General features: G+C 40.2%; 17 protein-coding genes. 12 read left to right on the top strand and 5 right to left on the bottom strand.

The features are described from left to right. Entirely contained in the window at window positions 1-600 is a 600-nt protein-coding gene (locus MR041_RS13680) for an acyl carrier protein phosphodiesterase (RefSeq protein WP_242094810.1), read from the bottom strand. 175 nt (window positions 601-775) lie between these two features. Here MR041_RS13680 and glmM point away from each other — a divergent pair, with 175 nt between their 5' ends. Next, on the top strand, window positions 776-2,164 hold the full coding sequence (gene glmM / locus MR041_RS13685) for a phosphoglucosamine mutase (protein WP_242094811.1): 1,389 nt from the start codon (window positions 776-778) through the stop codon (window positions 2,162-2,164). 117 nt (window positions 2,165-2,281) lie between these two features. Here glmM and MR041_RS13690 read toward each other — a convergent pair whose 3' ends face one another. Continuing rightward, window positions 2,282-3,163 carry a lysophospholipid acyltransferase family protein gene (locus MR041_RS13690; RefSeq protein ID WP_242094812.1) on the bottom strand — a complete coding sequence of 294 codons (882 nt, stop codon included), beginning with the start codon at window positions 3,161-3,163 and terminating at the stop codon, window positions 2,282-2,284. A gap of 61 nt (window positions 3,164-3,224) precedes the next feature. On the opposite strand from MR041_RS13690, the gene MR041_RS13695 reads away from it, so the two are divergent. The 11 genes from MR041_RS13695 to MR041_RS13745 all read left to right on the top strand — a co-directional run bounded on the left by MR041_RS13695 (window position 3,225) and on the right by MR041_RS13745 (window position 15,038). Then, window positions 3,225-3,875, top strand: coding sequence for a rhomboid family intramembrane serine protease (locus tag MR041_RS13695; protein ID WP_242094813.1), 651 nt, complete (start codon window positions 3,225-3,227; stop codon window positions 3,873-3,875). Window positions 3,876-4,050: 175 nt separating this feature from the next. Continuing rightward, window positions 4,051-6,501 (top strand): endopeptidase La, encoded by a 2,451-nt coding sequence (gene lon / locus MR041_RS13700; RefSeq protein WP_242094814.1) that lies wholly within the window; start codon window positions 4,051-4,053, stop codon window positions 6,499-6,501. Window positions 6,502-6,759: 258 nt separating this feature from the next. Beyond that, a complete protein-coding gene (gene porQ, locus MR041_RS13705) occupies window positions 6,760-7,782 on the top strand; it encodes a type IX secretion system protein PorQ (RefSeq protein ID WP_242094815.1) in 1,023 nt (340 codons plus the stop codon). A 75-nt stretch (window positions 7,783-7,857) separates the two neighbouring features. Continuing rightward, complete coding sequence (gene cmk / locus MR041_RS13710) at window positions 7,858-8,550, top strand: (d)CMP kinase (RefSeq protein WP_242094816.1); 693 nt, start codon at window positions 7,858-7,860, stop codon at window positions 8,548-8,550. A 263-nt stretch (window positions 8,551-8,813) separates the two neighbouring features. Then, window positions 8,814-10,652 carry a 30S ribosomal protein S1 gene (gene rpsA / locus MR041_RS13715; protein WP_242094817.1) on the top strand — a complete coding sequence of 613 codons (1,839 nt, stop codon included), beginning with the start codon at window positions 8,814-8,816 and terminating at the stop codon, window positions 10,650-10,652. Between the two features lie 253 nt (window positions 10,653-10,905). After that, window positions 10,906-11,445, top strand: a complete 540-nt coding sequence (pyrR, locus tag MR041_RS13720) for a bifunctional pyr operon transcriptional regulator/uracil phosphoribosyltransferase PyrR (protein ID WP_242094818.1) — start codon at window positions 10,906-10,908, stop codon at window positions 11,443-11,445. 17 nt (window positions 11,446-11,462) lie between these two features. Next, window positions 11,463-12,392, top strand: a complete 930-nt coding sequence (locus MR041_RS13725) for an aspartate carbamoyltransferase catalytic subunit (RefSeq protein ID WP_242094819.1) — start codon at window positions 11,463-11,465, stop codon at window positions 12,390-12,392. Between the two features lie 3 nt (window positions 12,393-12,395). Then, window positions 12,396-12,728, top strand: a complete 333-nt coding sequence (locus tag MR041_RS13730; RefSeq protein WP_242094820.1) for a ribonuclease Z — start codon at window positions 12,396-12,398, stop codon at window positions 12,726-12,728. 69 nt (window positions 12,729-12,797) lie between these two features. Beyond that, a complete protein-coding gene (locus tag MR041_RS13735; protein WP_242094821.1) occupies window positions 12,798-13,703 on the top strand; it encodes a ribonuclease Z in 906 nt (301 codons plus the stop codon). Window positions 13,704-13,730: 27 nt separating this feature from the next. After that, entirely contained in the window at window positions 13,731-14,378 is a 648-nt protein-coding gene (gene pdxH, locus MR041_RS13740) for a pyridoxamine 5'-phosphate oxidase (protein WP_242094822.1), read from the top strand. Window positions 14,379-14,543: 165 nt separating this feature from the next. Beyond that, window positions 14,544-15,038 (top strand): CAP domain-containing protein, encoded by a 495-nt coding sequence (locus MR041_RS13745; protein WP_242094823.1) that lies wholly within the window; start codon window positions 14,544-14,546, stop codon window positions 15,036-15,038. 686 nt (window positions 15,039-15,724) lie between these two features. On the opposite strand, the gene MR041_RS13750 is transcribed toward MR041_RS13745, so the two are convergent. From MR041_RS13750 to MR041_RS13760, 3 genes are all read right to left on the bottom strand, one after another. Continuing rightward, window positions 15,725-17,641 carry an OmpA family protein gene (locus MR041_RS13750; protein WP_242094824.1) on the bottom strand — a complete coding sequence of 639 codons (1,917 nt, stop codon included), beginning with the start codon at window positions 17,639-17,641 and terminating at the stop codon, window positions 15,725-15,727. 15 nt (window positions 17,642-17,656) lie between these two features. After that, entirely contained in the window at window positions 17,657-18,577 is a 921-nt protein-coding gene (locus tag MR041_RS13755) for a PorP/SprF family type IX secretion system membrane protein (protein WP_242094825.1), read from the bottom strand. A gap of 11 nt (window positions 18,578-18,588) precedes the next feature. Then, window positions 18,589-19,909: T9SS type B sorting domain-containing protein (locus MR041_RS13760; RefSeq protein WP_242094826.1), on the bottom strand; the 1,321-nt coding region annotated here is incomplete at its 5' end.

A 19,909-nucleotide genomic window follows, 5' to 3' on the forward strand; every position in this document is an offset into this window, starting at 1 on the left:
CTAGTACACTGTATTTGATAGTTGCAGAAGCTTTTGGTTGGAAAAAATGATAAGGTCGTCAAAGAAATCTCTGAACTCTTCTTCAAAATGTGGGTAAAAGGTCTCCAGTTCATAAATCGCCTCATGCATTCCGGAGCGGTTCTTGGTTCTGCGGTTCATACCATCCAATACCCTCGAAATACCTTCAATAGAAGCATAGCTTGACAACCAGTCGTCTGTTATCATATACGGCATCATTTTTTTTACACGATGAGGCAATAGGTCATAATGGGTCTCTAAGATATCGTAAAAATACTGTACGTATCTTTCCAAGGGCGTGGCGCAGTAATCAGGCCAATTTTTAGCTAGAAAATGATCATAGAGAATGTCGACAATGACACCGGAATAGTGCCCGTATTTTTCATGCAGTCGTTTGGTACTTAATCTAACCGTTTCATGAGCATCGGTATAGGTGTCTATTTCACGATGCAATAAAATGCCGATCTGAATATCCCTGGAATAGTTCTCGTAATCTTTTCCTTTTATACCGTCTGCAATAAAATTACCGATGGTAATAAGGTCATTATCCCCGGAAAGATAAATATGCGCTAAAAAGTTCATTGCTGAAATTTACGAATTAGGATTAAAGAAATGGACAATCTTTTAACAATTATTGAGAATAAGGTCTTTTGTCAAACGAATTCTCAAACCAATTTAAGCGTGAAACAAAACCGTTTTTTAAGGGGCTAAAAACGATTTTCTAGTTGTATATTTGTTCGCGAATAGAATCGTTTTTATGACACTCATCAAATCAATTTCAGGTATTAGAGGTACTATAGGTGGCCGTGTAGGCGATAATTTAACGCCTATAGATGCGGTTAAATTTGCAGCGGCTTACGGGGTATGGCTCAAAAGGCAGCGAGAGAAGGACAGTTATAAAGTAGTTGTCGGCAGAGATGCTCGAATTTCAGGAAAGATGATCCAAAATTTGGTCATGAATACGCTGGTCGGACAGGGTATACATGTGGTTAACGTGGGCTTATCGACCACACCCACTGTTGAGGTGGCAGTACCTATGGAACATGCGGACGGGGGTATTATATTGACGGCCAGTCACAATCCGAAACAATGGAATGCCCTAAAATTGTTGAACGACAAAGGTGAATTCCTGGATGGCGATGACGGTGCTGAAATTTTGAAAATTGCCGAGAGTGATGACATTGTATTTGCAGATATTGATAGCCTTGGAAAAATCACCAAGAATGACGCCTATTTCGATTTACACATCATTGAGGTTTTAGATTTACCACTGGTTAATGTAAAAGCCATTGAAGCGGAGCGTTTTAAGGTTGTGGTTGACGGCGTGAACTCCTCAGGGGGTATAGCCATACCCCTGTTATTGGAACGCCTGGGTGTACATGTGGTAAAACTGTATTGCGAACCTAACGGACACTTTCCCCATAACCCGGAGCCGCTAAAGGAGCATTTAACCGATATTTCGAAAAAGGTGGTAGAAGAACACGCCGATTTTGGTATTGTTGTCGACCCGGATGTGGATCGTTTGGCCTTTATTGACGAAAACGGTGAGATGTTCGGAGAAGAGTATACCCTGGTAGCCTGTGCGGATTACGTGTTGAGCAGAACACCGGGCAATACGGTAAGTAATATGAGCTCAACACGTGCCTTACGAGATATTACAGAGAAATATGGAGGAAAATATGAGGCCAGTGCTGTAGGGGAAGTGAATGTGGTGAAGCTCATGAAGAAGAATAAGGTGGTCATTGGTGGTGAAGGTAATGGAGGAATCATTTATCCGGAATTGCATTATGGTCGTGATGCCCTGGTTGGTGTGGCGCTGTTTTTGAGTTTACTGGCAGATAAAAAAATGAGTGTTAGTGAGTTGCGCAAAACATACCCCAGTTACTTTATGAGCAAAAAGAAAATAGAACTGACCCCGCAATTAGATGTCGATGGTATTTTAAAGACCATTGAAAAACGCTATCAAAACGAGCAACTGACCACTATTGATGGTGTAAAGATTGATTTTCCGGATCGCTGGGTGCATCTCAGGAAAAGTAATACCGAACCCATCATTCGCATTTATACGGAAGCGAAGTCTCAGGAAGAGGCCAACGCCTTGGCCGATGAATTTATAGAAGAGATCAGGGCGATAGCCGGGATATAAATAGCCAGGCTTATTTTTCTGTTATGCTATAATTTTAGCCTTGTTGTAAAGGGTACACCCTATATCCGAACTTTCGTTGCATCCTATTAAATCACGTTTCCTTTTTGTATATGACCATTACTCAGGTGCTTTCTTATGATGTTTCCAGCGTTTATGCGTCCAAAAATAATATTCCGGGGCCTCGTGAATTTGTTTTTCAACTTCACGCAGGAATATATCCGTGAGTTTATAATCGGGATAGTCCTTCGGGTGTTCAGCAAGTGTAACGACCTCAGCCTGGTAAAAACCACGCCTTAACTTTTTAACTTTCAAAAAAGCTATGTTCAGGTCTAACTTTTTCGCCAAACGTTCCGCACCTGTAAAACAGGGGACCTTTACTCCCATGAATTCACCCCAATAGACCTCTTTACTCAATCTGGGGGATTGGTCGCTTAAAAATGCAATGACACTTTTAACACCCTTATTTTCATTTTCATTGATGGTATTAATCGTTTCTTTTGTACTAATCAAGGTGGTCTTGAATTTTGAACGAATGTTCCTTACAAGCCGGTCAAAATACGGGTTAGCTAATTTTTTATAAACGGCATAGCCCTCAAAATTGATGTGGTTTTGAAGTTCAATAGCCCATTCCCAACTGGCATAATGACCAAACATGATAATGACACTCTTATTTAAGGATTCGAGGCGTTTTAATTCTTCAACATTAACAATATCAAAACGTTTATTCAATTCGGTGTTCGAAATGCTCATGGTTTTAACCATTTCTAAAAACATATCACACAAGTGTTTGTAAAATGCTTTTTCAATCGTTTTAATTTCTTTTTTCGATTTCTTCGGAAAAACAAGGGCCAAATTTTTAGACACCACTTTTTTCCTGTAACCTATAATGTAATAAAGAAGCACATAAAACAGGTCTGAAAGGAAGTACAAAACGCGAAAGGGCAGTATGGAAATGAACCACAAAAGCGGATATACTAAAATATAAACTAAAAATTGCATGAATTAGTTATAGATTTGTAGCCGCAAAGATAGATTAATTTGATTGTAAACCTGAAAAGCTATGGGCAATTTAGACCTGATTACCGTTATTATTATTGCAGCCAATGTTATTATTTCCTATAAGGGCTTTGGTGATTTCGGTTTTTTTGAAAAGTATAAATTTAATGTTGGCGCGGTGCGACGAGGCGAACAGATACGCATGTTAAGTTCCGGATTTTTGCATGCCGACAATGCGCATTTGTTTTTCAACATGTTTACGCTTTATTTTTTTGCAGATGTCGTCATAGGATTGTTGAATGTCACAAAATTTATAGTCATCTACTTTGGAAGTTTACTGCTGGGAAACTTATTGTCCCTGTACTTTCATAAGGATGAATACCATTACAGTGCCGTTGGTGCCAGCGGAGCGGTAATGGGAATTGTTTACGCCGCCATATTGCTTCAACCAGGCATGAGCCTGTACCTGTTTTTTGTACCGATACCCATTCCGGCTTACCTGTTTGGCATCGGTTATTTGCTGTATTCCATATACGGTATGAAAAACAGAATTGGAAATATTGGTCATGACGCCCACTTTGGTGGTGCTGTTGGTGGTTACGTCATTACCTTGATGATGTCGCCCTGGTTATTCAGAACGAACCTCCTGATGATCGGTTTATTGGCGATTCCAATACTTGTTTTGCTGGCTTTAAAGAAAGCCGGAAAAATTTAAAAACATGTTTATAGAAGAACTTTAATGTAGTGTGGCATAGCTATTGAAATGATATAATGGCTGTGTGCTGTAAGTTTATATTAACTCATTGTAAAACAGTTAATTAAATAAATTTAGTAATTTGTAAAATAGCGATTCAATTTGTAATTAATGACAGATTGACTGAGAAACATAGATGAAGAAATCCAATTTAATAAGGTTTGACAGTTTGTCATTACAGGAGTTTGATGAGAATTCAGAATTAATTCCGCTGATGACACCTGAGGATGAAGAAGAAATTAATAATGAGGAATTACCTGAAACCTTACCCATATTATCCTTGCGAAATACGGTATTGTTTCCCGGTGTTGTTATCCCCATAACGGCGGGTCGGGACAAATCCATCAAGCTCATTAATGATGCGAACAAGGGCAATAAGGTTATCGGGGTGGTTGCCCAAAAAGAGGAATCGGTTGAAAATCCGAATGCTCAGGAGATCCATGGAACAGGAACAGTAGCCCGAATTTTACGCGTCTTGAAAATGCCGGATGGAAACATTACGGTGATCATTCAGGGAAAGAAACGATTTCAAATTGCCGAGGTACTGACCGAAGAACCGTATATGAATGCGACCATCAGGGACTTACCTGAGGCGAAACCGGCCATAAACAACAAGGAATTTACTGCCATTATCGATTCCATAAAGGATCTTGCACTTCAAATTATCCGTGAAAATCCAAACATACCCAGTGAAGCATCGTTTGCCATAAAAAATATTGAGAGTAATTCATTTCTGGTGAATTTTGTATCCTCGAACATGAACCTTCCTGTAGAGGAGAAACAGAAGTTGCTCGAGATGAATGATCTCAAAAGACGGGCACTGGCCACTTTAAAACACATGAATGTGGAGTTCCAGAAACTGGCATTGAAGAACGATATTCAATCCAAGGTACAAATGGATATGAGCCAGCAGCAGCGTGAGTATTTCTTGCATCAACAAATGAAAACCATTCAGGAAGAACTGGGTGGTGTAAGTCATGATCAGGAAATCGAGGAGATGAAAGTGCGCGCCAAGGACAAAAAGTGGGATGAAAAGGTAGCCGAGCATTTCGAAAAGGAGATTGCCAAAATGCAGCGAATGAACCCACAGGTCGCAGAATATTCGATTCAAAGGAACTATCTGGATCTGTTCTTGGATTTGCCATGGAACGACTTTAGTCAAGACCTTTTTGACTTGAAACGGGCCATGAAAATTCTGGACAGGGATCATTTTGGACTGGAAGATGTGAAACGCCGAATCATCGAATACCTGGCCGTTTTAAAACTGCGTAATGACATGAAATCGCCCATATTGTGTTTATACGGTCCTCCCGGTGTTGGAAAGACCTCATTGGGTAAATCCATTGCTGAAGCCTTAGGTAGGGAATATGTTCGCATGTCGCTTGGCGGCTTGCGGGATGAAGCAGAAATTCGCGGTCATCGAAAAACCTACATTGGTGCGATGCCCGGTCGAATTATTCAAAGTATCAAAAAAGCGGGCACCTCCAATCCGGTTTTCGTTTTGGATGAAATTGATAAACTATCAAATTCACATCAGGGTGATCCGTCCTCAGCCATGTTGGAGGTATTGGATCCGGAGCAGAACAGTGAGTTTTATGATAACTTTTTGGAAATGGGCTATGACCTTTCGAAAGTCATGTTCATAGCGACTTGTAATAGTTTGAATACCATCCAACCCGCCCTGTTGGACCGAATGGAAATTATAAATGTTACCGGGTACACCATTGAAGAAAAGGTCGAAATCGCAAAGCGGCATTTGTTGCCCAAACAATTGAAGGAGCATGGATTGGACAGCACACACTTGAAAATAGGAAAACCGCAATTGGAAAAAATAGTTGAGGGTTACACCCGTGAATCCGGAGTACGTGGTTTAGAAAAGCAAATAGCAAAAATGGTGCGCTATGCGGCTAAGAATATTGCTATGGAAGAAGATTACAATATCAAAGTCACGAATGACGATATTATCGAGGTCCTGGGTGGTCCGAAATTGGAACGCGACAAATATGAGAACAATAACGTGGCCGGCGTCGTTACCGGTTTGGCATGGACACGTGTTGGAGGTGATATTTTATTTATAGAGTCCATATTGTCCAAGGGCAAGGGTAATTTAAGTATTACGGGTAACCTCGGTACAGTTATGAAGGAATCGGCAACCATTGCCTTGCAATACATTAAGTCCAATGCGAAACGTCTTGGTATCAATCCTGATGTTTTCGACAAATACAACGTGCATATTCATGTGCCTGAGGGCGCTACACCGAAAGACGGACCAAGTGCAGGTGTCACGATGTTAACCTCTTTAGTGTCCTTGTTTACCCAAAAGAAAGTAAAGAAAAGTTTGGCCATGACAGGCGAAATAACACTGCGGGGGAAGGTGTTACCCGTAGGCGGTATCAAGGAAAAGATATTAGCGGCCAAACGTGCCCGGATTAAGGAAATATTGCTTTGCGAGGATAACCGTCGGGATATTGAAGAGATAAAGCAGGAATACCTCAAGGGGTTAACCTTCCACTATGTGACCGATATGAGTGAAGTTATCGATATTGCGATTACGAACCAAAAGGTTAAGGATGCCAAAAAACTTTAAGTTCTGATCTCCATGTTCTGAATTGGAAGCAATATGCAATGACCCCTTAGTCAAATGACCTTCATCGCGCATATGTCATTGGACCTATTAATCGTTCCTAATAAGATGAACTGAAATAATGAGATTAATGATTTCGTGAACACTATATTATTCATGCCTCTTTCGAGAGGCATTATTTTTTGAGGCCTGTTTTTAACTAAAATAAAAAGGAGGTGCCATCGTTTTAAGATAGATTTGTTTACTTTGCGCCATATATATATGCTTAGGAAAAGCGTCACATTATTTGCGTTATTAATTGGGACCATCACCTATTCACAAGTTGGAGGAGAGGCGACCTACCAGTTTTTGAATTTAGTGTCCTCTCCCAGGCAGGCTGCTTTAGGTGGTAAGGTGTTGACTAACGTGGATTATGATGTGACTCAAGGGCTGTTCAACCCGGCTACCATTAATGTTGATATGGACAATCAACTGGCATTGAATTACACGAGTTATCTGGGAGGAATAGGTTATGGTACGGCATCTTATGCGTATACCGTAGACCGTCGCACACAAACGTTCCACGCCGGCATAACCTATATAAATTATGGTTCTTTCGATGGGTATGATGAGAATGGAAACGCAACAGGAACATTTACCGGAAATGAGGCGGCCCTGTCCTTCGGTTATGCCTTTCAAATTGGCTATTCTGACTTCTATTTCGGGGCCAATTTAAAGTTCATCACCTCGAAGTTGGAACAGTATAATTCCCTGGGTGTAGCCTGTGATTTGGGATTGCTATACATCAACGACAACCTTGATTTTCATGCTGCGCTCGCGATTCGGAATATGGGCACTCAGATAAAGACCTATGCCGGTTTAAATGAGCCTTTGCCCTTTGAAATCGATTTTGGTATGTCGCAAACCTTAGAACATGTTCCGATACGATGGCATGTGACATTGGAAAATCTGCAGGACTGGCCCATAGCCAGGCCAAATCCGGCAAGAGCCACAAGCGATTTATCCGGTAATCAAACTCAGGAAAAGATTGGGTTTTTAGGTCAGGTCATAAGACACACCATTTTGGGGGCAGAATTATTTCCTGAGAAGGGCTTTAACATTCGGTTGGGGTACAATTTTAGAAGGGCAGAGGAGCTGCGAATAATTGATCAACGTAACTTTTCGGGATTGTCGGCAGGGATTTCGATAAAGATGAATAAAATGCGATTTAGTTACACCCATGCCAAATATACCAGCGCAGCGAATGCCAATTTTTTCGGGTTGCAAATCGATTTGAATGGATAGGTACAACAGGCGCTATAAGTACTCCAGACGCGTATTAAACTTTAAATTAGTTAATTTTGTCTTCAATTGAAGAAAATGAAGAAAATTACCATTGCCATTGATGGCTATTCATCGACCGGGAAAAGCACTGTAGCCAAGCAATTGGCCAAACATTTGGGCTATATTTACGTGGACTCCGGTGCGATGTATAGAGCGGTGACCTATTTTGCTATGCAGCACGGATGTATTGACCATGATCAATTCGACAAGGCTGCATTGCTCTCCATACTGGATGATGTGGCGATCAGCTTCAAATTCAATCCGGCATTGGGATATGCCGAAGTGTACCTCAATGGGGAAAATGTCGAGAAAGCCATTCGTACACTCGCCGTTTCGGAATTTGTAAGTCAGATTGCTGCCGTACCGGAAATTCGGGCTCAATTGGTGAAAATTCAAAAAGAAATGGGCGGGAATAAAGGTGTTGTTATGGATGGACGAGATATAGGCACTGTTGTTTTTCCAAATGCCGAACTGAAATTATTCATGACCGCCTCCCCCGAAATAAGAGCTGAACGCAGGTATAATGAACTTTTACAACGTGGAGAAGACGTCTCTTTTGAAGCCGTATTAAAAAATGTAAAGGATAGAGATTTTATCGATTCCAACCGGAAAGATTCACCTCTGATCAAGGCCTCTGATGCCATTGAAATTGACAATACCGATATGGATTTGAAAGAACAATATGACGTCATTTTAAACCTGGTTAACCAGGTTTTAAATAAAGCTTAGTCGACAGGCCTATCATTTGCACTTTTTACTGCACACTTCATTCTCACTTTTTGCTCGTATACATTAGGTGTTTCATTAAAAAAACATTACTTTTGCACTCCTTTTAGCGAATTATTGGAGAATAAAAGGAGTCGATTTAAAAAATAACTATAACGCTTCTGTGAATTAAGCGCTTAATTTTTCCAAGGTTTACAGAATACAAAACAGCAATGTTTGACCCTGGTTTGGATATGGTCAGTGAGAGCATTGCTCAATTTAACTAAATGGCTGAAAAAGCAAAACAAGCTGAAACCGAAGTAACGGAGGAAGCAAAAGCAGTTGAAGCTCCTGAAGTATCGGAAGCTCAAGCAAATCCTGAAAAATTCTTAAAAGATTTTAACTGGCACAATTACCAAGAAGGAATTGACGAGGTTGATGACAAACAGCTTAAGGAATTTGAAAAATTAGTAGCAGAGAACTTTGTAGACACTTTAGACAATGAAGTTGTAGAAGGTACTGTGGTACATATTACAGATCGCGATGCGATCATTGACATCAATGCCAAGTCAGAAGGTGTTATTTCCCTGAATGAGTTCCGTTACAACCCTAACTTAAAGGTGGGTGATAAAGTAGAGGTACTTATTGATGTGCGTGAGGATGCGACGGGACAATTAGTTTTGTCACACAGAAAGGCGCGTGTCATCAAGGCATGGGATCGCGTCAATAAGGCACATGATACCGGAGAGATCGTTAATGGTTTCGTGAAATGCAGAACCAAAGGCGGTATGATTGTAGATGTGTTTGGTATTGAAGCATTCCTGCCAGGCTCACAAATTGATGTGAAACCGATACGTGATTACGATCAGTATGTAAATAAAACTATGGAATTCAAGGTGGTAAAAATAAACCATGAATTCAAGAATGTGGTTGTTTCACACAAGGCTTTAATTGAAGCGGATATCGAAGAGCAGAAGAAAGAAATCATTGGTCAATTAGAAAAAGGTCAAGTCCTGGAAGGTGTTGTGAAAAATATCACGTCTTATGGGGTATTTATTGACTTAGGAGGTGTTGATGGTTTAATTCACATAACAGACCTGTCCTGGTCCAGAATAAATCATCCAAATGAAATTGTTGAACTGGATGAGAAACTCAATGTGGTCATCTTGGATTTTGATGAAGACAAGTCTCGCATCCAATTGGGTCTGAAACAATTGAGTAAACATCCTTGGGAAGCTTTGGCCGATGAGGTTAAAGTGGGTGACAAGGTAAAAGGAAAAGTCGTAGTTATTGCAGATTACGGTGCATTTATTGAGGTAGCAGATGGCGTGGAAGGTTTAATCCATGTCTCCGAGATGTCCTGGTCTACGCATTTGCGTTCAGCACAGGATTTTGTATCTGTAGGAGATGAAGTTGATGCCGTCATATTGACCCTCGATAGGGAAGAGCGCAAAATGTCTTTGGGCATTAAGCAATTGACCCCGGATCCATGGACAGATATTACAGCGAAGTATCCTGTCGGGTCTCACCATAAAGGTATTGTGAGAAACTTTACAAACTTTGGTGTCTTTGTTGAATTGGAAGAAGGTATCGATGGATTGATTTATATTTCTGACCTGTCTTGGACCAAGAAAATTAAGCATCCAAGCGAGTTTTGTGCCGTAGGTGATACCCTGGATGTTGTTGTATTGGAGTTGGATGTAGAGGGCCGTAAACTAAGCTTAGGGCACAAACAGACAACAGAGAACCCATGGGACAAATACGAAAAGGAATTTGCCTTGAATACAGTTCATAAATCAAAAATTACTGAAATTGTAGACAAAGGAGCAACTGTAGCATTCAATGAAGATTTGGTAGCTTTCATCCCTTCTCGTCATCTTGAGAAAGAAGACGGTTCAAAACTTAAAAAAGGCGAAGAGGCAGAATTTAAAATCATTGAATTTAACAAGGAGTTCAAACGTGTAGTGGCTTCCCACACAGCGGTATTTAAAGCAGAAGAAGCGAAAATTGTAAAGCAGGCTGCTAGAAAAGCAGAAGCGGCAGCAGCAGAGGCAAAACCAACCTTGGGTGATGCCAACGATGCCTTGCAAGCGCTTAAAGATAAAATGGACGGTAAGAAAAAGTAATCTTTAGATCTACTTGTCTTAACTGGAAGGAAAGACCTGTTGTTCAACCCTTTCAGATGGTCATAAAAGCCTTCAATCCTTCGGGTTGAAGGCTTTCTGTTTTTATGAACGCATCGTTAAAAGCGGTGGTGATTTTTATAATTTAGGTATACGCTGAATGCGTAATGCATCTCTTTACAATAACTCCAGGCCTGAAGGTATGAGATAAAGATTTTTGCATTACCTTTGTAGCCCAAAGCTGTTTGGATAGTATATGAGTCAAAAAGTTTTACTTAACGCAAAAGAGGTAAACATCATTCTTCACCGATTGGCTTGTCAATTAATAGAAAAGCATACGGATTTTACCAACACCGTTTTAATTGGTTTACAGCCCAGGGGAATCTATTTGGCAAATCGAATAGCGCAAATTTTAAAGGAAGATTATAAGGTAAAACACATTGTGCTTGGGTATTTGGATATTACCTTTTACCGGGATGATTTTAGAAGGGGAGATAAAACCTTAGCGGCCAATACGACGGAGATCAACTTTATAGTGGAGGACAAGAAAGTTGTATTTATAGACGATGTCTTGTATACAGGAAGGAGTATCAGAGCGGCCTTGACCGCCATACAGTCCTTTGGAAGGCCCAGAGAAATTGAACTGTTAACCCTGATTGACAGGCGATTTAGCCGTCATTTACCAATACAACCGGATTATCGCGGCCGTCAGGTAGATGTTATTAACGAAGAAAAAGTAAAAGTAAACTGGATGGAAAATGACAAGGAGGATTCGGTTTATCTTATAGAAAAATAAAAACATAAATAATAACAATGAGCGAATTAAGTGTTGATCACTTATTAGGAATAAAATATCTTAACAAAGCAGATATTGAACTCATTTTCGATACGGCCGATCATTTTAAGGAAGTGATCAACCGTCCCATTAAAAAAGTACCTTCACTAAGAGACATTACCATTGCCAATTTATTTTTCGAAAATTCCACACGAACCAAACTTTCATTCGAATTGGCGGAAAAAAGGTTATCGGCTGATGTCTTGAACTTCTCATCTGCACAATCTTCGGTTAAGAAAGGGGAGACCTTGATTGATACGGTGAATAACATCCTATCCATGAAGGTCGATATGGTTGTGATGCGTCATCCTAATCCCGGAGCCGGGGTATTTTTATCCAAACATGTTAAGGCCAGTATAATCAATGCTGGTGATGGGGCTCATGAGCATCCCACCCAGGCACTTTTGGATTCGTATTCCATAAGGGAGCGGCTAGGGAGCGTGAGGGGCAAGAAAGTCGTCATCGTTGGAGATATACTGCACAGTCGTGTAGCACTTTCCAATATTTTTGCATTACAACTGCAGGGAGCGGAGGTCATGGTATGTGGTCCAAAGACCCTGATCCCCAAATATATAGATCAATTAGGAGTGAACGTTGAGACCAATTTAAAAACAGCCTTAAACTGGTGCGACGTGGCCAATATGCTTCGTGTGCAGAATGAACGAATGGAAGTCAGCTATTTTCCAACCACACGCGAATATACCCAGCAATTTGGTGTGAATAAGGCCTTATTGGATGCACTCGATAAGGACATTGTAATCATGCATCCGGGCCCCATAAACAGGGGAGTAGAGATAACGAGCGATGTCGCCGATTCCAATCATTCCATTATTTTAGACCAGGTGCAAAACGGTGTGGCCATTAGAATGGCTGTGATTTATTTATTAGCTGCAAAAATAAAACAGTAAACGATGATACTAGATCAAAATGGAACTATTTCCATAATTACTCAGGAGAAATCCTCCATAATAGAACTGGTAAAGAAAATACAGGCCATTTACCCCAAATTGAAAAATAATAATGTCATAATTACGTTAAGCTCAATTCAAAAGATCCAGACAGCCGATATTATTGAGTTTTTACAGCTGTCTAACACGCATAGGGCCTCCAAACAGTCTTTCGTAATCGTTACGGATAACATCGATTTGGATGATGTTCCCGACGAAATCGTTGTTGTGCCTACGATGCAAGAAGCTTATGATATTATTGAGATGGAAGAGATGGAACGTGATTTAGGGATATAATAAGCGCAGGTTGTTCAATGGATCTCAGATGATCAATACAACTTGAAAACAATACCGGTCAGAACTTAAATGAAACTTACGATCTTAGGATGCTATAGTGCGACACCCAGGGCTTTAAACAATACGACGGCTCAGGTATTGGAAATAAACAATCATATGTTTTTAATAGATTGCGGTGAAGGCACCCAGGTACAATTGCGCAAAAACAAGATTAAATTCAGTCGCATAAAGCATATTTTTATTTCACATCTTCATGGTGATCATTTTTTTGGCTTGGTAGGGCTTATTTCCACCTTCAGATTGCTTACCAGAGAAGCCGATCTGCATATTTATGGACCAAAGGGGATCAAGGACATTGTGACCCTTCAAATGAAATTATCAGATTCCTGGACCAACTATCAACTTGTCTTTCATGAGTTAACCTCAAAAACATCGAAATTAATTTTTGAGGACGATTTGGTTGAGGTATACACCATCCCGTTGGATCACAGAGTGTACACGAACGGCTACCTGTTCAAAGAAAAGCCTGGAGAGCGAAAGCTCAATATCAGGGCCGCTGAAAAAGCAAATATAGATGTTGCCTATTACAGTAAACTAAAGCAGGGTTCTGATGTGGTTAATAAAAATGGTGAACTGATAAAAAATGAAACGGTTACCTTAGATCCCAAAGCTCCAAAAAGTTATGCCTTCTGTAGTGATACAACCTATAAGGAGGACATTGTACCCCTAATTAAAAATGCCACGGCGCTGTATCATGAATCTACCTTCTTGGAGAAACATGCCCGTCTGGCACCTTCAACGAAGCACTCAACGGCCAAACAGGCTGCAAGAATAGCGAAGCAGGCACAGGTTGGAAGATTATTGCTCGGGCATTATTCGACACGTTACAGAGGTATAGAAGGCTTTAAGGCTGAAGCCGAGGAAATTTTTGAACCGGTTGAACTTTGTGAAGACGGGAAAGTCTTTACATTTTAGAAATTTGCATTAACTTGCACGACCATCATGGAAAAGGATTTAAGTCATCATAGAAAGACATATGAAAAAGGGGAACTGCGGTTGGCAGATGTCCCTGAAAACCCCCTGGAATTGTTTCAGAAATGGTTTTACGAGATCGAAAGACATTTCCCTGAAGACGAAAACAATGCCATGACCATTTCGACATTAGGACGTGATGGCTTCCCAAAAAACAGGGTGGTTTTGCTGAAGCGCTTCACATATGAAGGGTTTATCTTTTACACCAATTACAATAGCGATAAAGGGAAGGACATTCAGGCGAGTCCAAAGGTCTGCCTGTCTTTTTTTTGGCACGGAGCGGAACGACAGATCATTATAAAGGGAGAAGCCGAAAAAATTGCTAAAAATTTAAGTGATGGTTACTTTGAATCACGTCCACGCGGCAGTCAATTGGGAGCTCTGGTATCCAACCAGAGTGAAATAGTTGCAAACAGGGCTATTTTAGAAAATCAACTTAAAGCCCTGGAAAAGAAATACGAAGGAAAGACCATTCCAAGACCCAAGCATTGGGGAGGCTATATGGTTCGGCCTATTGAATTCGAATTTTGGCAAGGTCGCCCCAATCGATTACATGATAGAATCCGTTACAGACTTCAGAAGGACTATAGTTGGGAAATACATCGATTATCTCCCTAAAATAACGATTAAATACATGTTTTTTAATTCCCGAACGACTATTCATCGATAAAAAACACATAGTATCGATTAACTACGTGTTTTTAATCGATTTTAACACTTTATTAACATTGTCTTCTAAGTAGGCTTATAATTTTACAGAACCAAATCTAAATTTACCTACTTATGAAGTTATTAAGACAACTGCCTGTTGTGGCACTGCTCGCATTGTCTTTAGTTTCCTGTTCGACGGAAAACCTCAATGACACTGCTGATTCCTTAGCTGAAAACCTTGTTTCTCCAGCTGCTAAGGCCATCGAAATTGAAATCCTGGATATTATTAATGATCACAGGTTATCCCAGGGATTAGATCCCCTGAATGACATGAAAGTCGTAAAATCGGTCGCCTTTTCCCATACCGATTACATGGTTGATAAAAATGTGGTTTCTCATGACAACTTCTATAAGCGAAGCACTTACTTAAAAGAAAATGCCGGCGCTTCTAAAGTATCTGAAAATGTGGCCTACGGTTACACCTCGGCCGAATCTGTCGTCAACGCATGGTTAAAGAGTGAAAGCCATAAGGCCAATATAGAAGGGGATTATACCAATTTTGATGTTTCCGCTGAGCAGAATGATGAAGGTAAATGGTATTATACCAACATATTTATAAAAAGATAAACATTACTTGAAGAAGTAATTTAAAACATAGCCTATGTATCTGACTTTTGAGCGAGTCCTTATTGCACAGGTTATATGATAACTTTATTGTTATTGAATTTAGCTTTAGGTATAAAATCCTCTCATTCCTGAGAGGATTTTTTATGTTTAAATGCGGTACTGCACGACGTCAAACTTAACTATACATTCCCTTTTCAACCAATTGAACCATTAGTTGTCCCCACAATAATCGCGTTATTTGGTGTCTCTTCTATATGTGTCCAATTTTAGGACCGCCTTACAGATTGACGAAAATAGTCTGATTTGAGACATGGAATCTGTACATGATTCAAGCCTCATATCGTTACAGCCCGTTTAATAAATGGTTATGTATTCGTCCTTTTTTGTATGGCCACGGGATCCTTCAATACAAACCGAGAACTGATGGCATGCATACCATAGATTACCATGGTAAATATGTGATTTTCGGGCATGACGGATGCGTACAACACAGATGCTTATTGCTGGCGAATTCATTGTAAAAACTGACCGGAGTGTATGATTTGGATAGACCTTTGTCTTATTCATTCAATTATAGTAGCGTTTAGGCATCGGAGATAATATTCTGAAGTAGAACCCTTTAAAAACATAAAAACCACTAAGTTTTGATCTTAGTGGTTTTTACATCAGTATTGAATTTAGCTTTATTATTGCATCTTAATGATGATGAATTCAGTTCTTCTGTTCAACTGGTGTTTGTTTTCTTCACAATTAACACTACCGTCACAGCCATTGGTTAACCTGCGTTCACCAAAACCTTCATGGGCTGTAATCCTTGAAGGATCAACACCGTTCGAAATGAGGTATTCATAGGTTGAATTGGCTCGATCTATAGATAATTTGTCATTATAGGTTAAAGTTCCTCTGGAATCGGTATGCGATTCAATTCGGATAACCATTCCCGGATAATCTTCGTTCATCAGTTTCACAATTTTATCCAATTCCAATGCGGCATCAGGACGAATATTGTGTTTATCGAAATCGAAATAAATAATGCCAAGGTCTGCCAGTTTTACAACATCTCTAACAGGTGTTAACTCCAGATCCACCGTAATGGTTGTAACGGAATCCTCAATCCCTTTGGATGTGAACTTTTTATTATCGTCTTCATATTTTTTCTGACTGGCGGTAATTTCATAATCCACATTTCTGTCAATATTGATTTCAAAATAACCTTCGTCATCCGTTTCCATATAAGCAATTTGCTTACCATTTCCATCGAGTAGGGTTATAATCGCATTAGGCACCGGTTTATTGTTCACAATGTCGGTTACCGTTCCCTCTACATTAAGTAACGGGACACGGGTATAGGCATAGATATCATCATCTCCCATACCACCGGAACGATTAGATGCAAAATAACCGGAAAGGCCATCAGCATTCATTGTAAATGAAAAGTCATCCTTACTGGAATTTACGGGAACGCCAAGATTGATAACGTCTACAATTGCTCCTGATTCATCTGCAACCGTCCCAAAAATATCCAAAAGGCCCAGTCCCACATGACCATCTGATGAGAAGAATAAACTGCCTTCATTATTAATAAAAGGCATACCTTCGGATCCTTTGGTGTTTACAACTTCTCCAAGGTTTTCTGGCTCACCCAGAGATCCGTCGTCATTTATGTCGACAACATAAATATCCGATGCACCAAGACCACCCGGTCTGTCGGATGCAAAATATAATTTTTTATTATCAGGGCTCAGGGCGGGATGCTGGGTGCTGAACTCCGAATCATTAATAGACAAATCTTCAACGTCTGTCCATGTGCTATCTTTTAGAGTAGCCCTGTAAATTTTGACCTGATTTATCCCTTTTTCGTTGCTGTCATAAACATTATTTATGAAACTGTTTCGTGTAAAATACATGGTTCTACCATCGTTTGTAATGGTTACAGGACCATCGTGATATATGGTGTTAACATCACCTTTTAATTTCGAAGTATGGTCTGCAGGTTCCTTTCGATCTTTATTTATGGCATAAACATCCAGGAAAGGCTGTTCGTTCCATCCATATAAACGTTTAATTGAAACGCCTTCATCCCTTGTTGATGCAAAATAGATCTTCCCCTGGTGCTCATAAGCTCCAAAATCACTGAGTTTTGAATTATGGTTGAACTTATTCAAAAAATACTGTTGCTTGGCATTGAAGATGTTGGTTATGAAATTACCTCGCTTCAAGAACTTACTTTTATTTACAACACCACCGGAATCTTTAAAACGCTGCATCCATTTTTCGGATTCGTCGTAATTTTCGATACCTCGTAGTGCCTGAGCATAATTATAGTAATATTCTATGGGAATATTTTCCTGATTAACAGCTTTCTTATAGTATTTAGCCGCATTTTTAGGATCGCGCAATAAGGCATAGCAATCGGCAAGACGTCTTATGGCATAATCTTCATTGTACTTGTTTTCAATAAGTTCCTGGTACACTTCAGAAGCTTTTACAAAAGAGAACTTATTGAATAATGTATCTGCTTTTTTCTGTTTTCCATATTGCGCAGAGACTGTAAAACTCACCGTCAATAGGATACTCACTAATATGTAATCTTTTAATTTCATGGAATTCATTTTTTATTAGAAATATCTAGGTGATTTTAATTTATTACTCATAAACTTGAACTCATAGATTAATAAAACCTCATGGGTTCCATTGGTATAGTTATTTATATCCGAAATGGGTTTTTCATAAGCATAACCGACGCGTAATTGTCTTGACACCTGAAAATCGGCAAAGCCTCCGAACGCTCCTGTGGATTCATTCAATCGATAAGAGGCACCCAGCCAGAACTTTTCATTAAACAAGAAGTTGGCCGTGAAATCGTATGATAAAGGCGCACCATTTGTCGCTTTAACCAAATAAGAGGGCTTAAACTTTAGCGTGTTACTCAGATTAAATACATAACCTCCGGTAAAGTAATAACTCAGGCGCTCAAGGGCTTCGTAACCCTCATCGCGGTTGCGATCGTTGTTTAAAATACGTGGAGCGGACAATCCGAGATACCATTTATTGGTACTCCAAAATACACCTAAACCTATGTTGGGACTCCACCGATCCTCTATACCACGAATGGTCGGGTCGAAGCTTTGGGATTGACGAAAATCAGGATCCAGACTGTAACTGGTGAACCCTCCTTTAATTCCGAATGCCAATTTACCATCCACTCCTGTTGGAATGCTATACGAGAAATCGCCGTACAGATATGAGAAGTTCTCAGGTCCCAAATCATCTTGAATAAACGATAAGCCTAAACCTATTCTATCATTTCTTAGAGGCGAATGAATGGAAAGCGTTTGTGTAATGGGGCCACCATCAAAGCCTACCCATTGGCTTCTGTGGAGGCCAACGATGCTTAATGCTTCTCTACTACCCGCGTAGGCCGGGTTAATAGAAATAGTATTGTACATGTACTGCGTGAACTGCGGCAATTGCTGAGCCAATCCAAGCGTACAACTTAACAACGCTATAGCGATTATGTACTGTTTCATAAGTTTCATAGGTTAAAGTTTTATTTGGTTCCTAAGTAAACTGGTCCAGTAAATGGAGGCAATCCACTATTTTCTAAAGTTATGATGTAATAATATGTACCATTTGGGACAGTTTCGGCATTACCAATAGACGATTTGTGGGCCTGACCTCGCCAATTACCCATACCTTCTCCGATAGCATAATTATTGCCGTCGAAAATTTGAGCACCCCATCTATTGAAGATTTGAACTCTAATCTCAAAACCACAATCGGCAGTAATACCTGTTATATCGAAACTTTCGTTATACATATCACCGTTTGGAGTAACGGCTTGAGAAATGACGATATCCTCTGAACTACATGGGAATACAACGCAATCATCATTTATATTGATCGTTACTTCAGTCGTTTCCAAACATCCGGTCGGACTTGTATAGGTATAACTGAATACGTAGTCTCCCAGATAGTCTTCATCACCATTGATGTCCACTAAGTTTGAAGGATCGAAAATACTTCCATTAAAGTTGATGTTGTTGGTGACTCCTGCAACAAAGGTCCAGCTGGCATCATCATTGAAATTACTGATATAGTCATCTAAATTAATATCGCCGTCATCCGAACAGGCTTCGTCTGAAATCTGATTCAGGAACTCATCAATTGTAACGGTTACGACTTGCTCATATACCGCAGTATTGTTACATTCATCCGTCACTTCCCAAGTTCTGATGATTTCATAACTTTCCGTAATGTTAGTCGTATATGTGGATGATTCGGTAAAGACAACACTAACATTCTCTGAACAGTTATCCGCGAATCCAAGTTCCGGAGCGTCAGGAATGGCATCACAACTCACGTTAACGGCACTCGGGAATTCTGTAATCAATTCCGGGGCCTGATCGTCAATGACAGTGATGATCTGTACCTGATCTGCCGCTGTGTTACCACAGTTATCGGAGAGGCTCCAGGTTCTGGTAATAACACGCTCATTCGGACAATCGCCTTCAGCAATGTCATCAACAAAAGTGGCGCTCAATCCGGTGGAACAATTATCTGCTTCATCGGTGACATCCCCCGTTAGAGTAAGGTCATCCGCATTGTCTTCACAGTTGATCGTGATATCCGCCGGTGCAGTGAATGTAGGCGCAATGTTGTCAGAGATCGTAATGGTTTGTACCTGATCTGCTGCAGCATTACCACAGTTATCGGAGAGGCTCCAGGTTCTGGTAATGACCAGTGTACCTTCACAAGGTCCGGCCACAGGCGCGCTATCCACGTAAGTAGCCTCGATATTTGTAGAACAGTTGTCAGCCTCATCGGTAACATCACCGGTAAAGGACACATCTGTATCGTAGTTACAATCG

The sequence above is a fragment of the Aestuariivivens sediminicola genome (genome assembly GCF_022662015.1).
GTDB lineage: Bacteria > Bacteroidota > Bacteroidia > Flavobacteriales > Flavobacteriaceae > Aestuariivivens > Aestuariivivens sediminicola.

Coding starts and splice junctions, on each gene's coding strand:
- MR041_RS13755 (WP_242094825.1), bottom strand. CDS start 18,577: ATGAAACTTATGAAACAGTACATAATCGCTATAGCGTTGTTAAGTTGT.
- MR041_RS13750 (WP_242094824.1), bottom strand. CDS start 17,641: ATGAAATTAAAAGATTACATATTAGTGAGTATCCTATTGACGGTGAGT.
- pdxH (WP_242094822.1), top strand. CDS start 13,731: ATGGAAAAGGATTTAAGTCATCATAGAAAGACATATGAAAAAGGGGAA.
- MR041_RS13680 (WP_242094810.1), bottom strand. CDS start 600: ATGAACTTTTTAGCGCATATTTATCTTTCCGGGGATAATGACCTTATT.
- MR041_RS13690 (WP_242094812.1), bottom strand. CDS start 3,163: ATGCAATTTTTAGTTTATATTTTAGTATATCCGCTTTTGTGGTTCATT.
- pyrR (WP_242094818.1), top strand. CDS start 10,906: ATGAGTCAAAAAGTTTTACTTAACGCAAAAGAGGTAAACATCATTCTT.
- rpsA (WP_242094817.1), top strand. CDS start 8,814: ATGGCTGAAAAAGCAAAACAAGCTGAAACCGAAGTAACGGAGGAAGCA.
- cmk (WP_242094816.1), top strand. CDS start 7,858: ATGAAGAAAATTACCATTGCCATTGATGGCTATTCATCGACCGGGAAA.
- lon (WP_242094814.1), top strand. CDS start 4,051: ATGAAGAAATCCAATTTAATAAGGTTTGACAGTTTGTCATTACAGGAG.
- MR041_RS13735 (WP_242094821.1), top strand. CDS start 12,798: ATGAAACTTACGATCTTAGGATGCTATAGTGCGACACCCAGGGCTTTA.
- MR041_RS13745 (WP_242094823.1), top strand. CDS start 14,544: ATGAAGTTATTAAGACAACTGCCTGTTGTGGCACTGCTCGCATTGTCT.
- MR041_RS13730 (WP_242094820.1), top strand. CDS start 12,396: ATGATACTAGATCAAAATGGAACTATTTCCATAATTACTCAGGAGAAA.
- MR041_RS13725 (WP_242094819.1), top strand. CDS start 11,463: ATGAGCGAATTAAGTGTTGATCACTTATTAGGAATAAAATATCTTAAC.
- porQ (WP_242094815.1), top strand. CDS start 6,760: ATGCTTAGGAAAAGCGTCACATTATTTGCGTTATTAATTGGGACCATC.
- glmM (WP_242094811.1), top strand. CDS start 776: ATGACACTCATCAAATCAATTTCAGGTATTAGAGGTACTATAGGTGGC.
- MR041_RS13695 (WP_242094813.1), top strand. CDS start 3,225: ATGGGCAATTTAGACCTGATTACCGTTATTATTATTGCAGCCAATGTT.